The organism is Micrococcus sp. GbtcB5 (assembly GCF_019091605.1).
Lineage (GTDB): Bacteria > Actinomycetota > Actinomycetes > Actinomycetales > Micrococcaceae > Micrococcus > Micrococcus luteus.
In genome coordinates, this window is record NZ_JAGXJK010000466.1 from 1 (window position 1) to 237 (window position 237).

Sequence of the window (237 nt, forward strand, 5' to 3'; positions counted from 1 at the left end):
TGGTCGTGGCCGGCATCAAGAAGCTCGCGGGCCTCGCGTCCCGCGCGGTGCTGCTGGCCATGTTCGCCGGCGCGTTGTAGGGCAGCATCTCCATGGCTGCCGCCCTGTTCCAGGCGCCGCTTTCTATGACCGTCCTCACGGTCGAGGCGCTGCGCGCCGCGTAGGGCGAGGCTGCCTGAGCAGTCCGGCCCGGGCTTCACTGCTCACCACCTCATTCGTAGTCAAGACGTACCCGTA

Annotated in this window: 1 pseudogene; it reads left to right on the forward strand. The window is 67.9% G+C overall.

The features are described from left to right. Positions 1–164 (forward strand): annotated as a pseudogene (locus tag KVS67_RS13130) (50S ribosomal protein L10); the annotation flags it as partial. Positions 165–237: the final 73 nt, after the last annotated feature.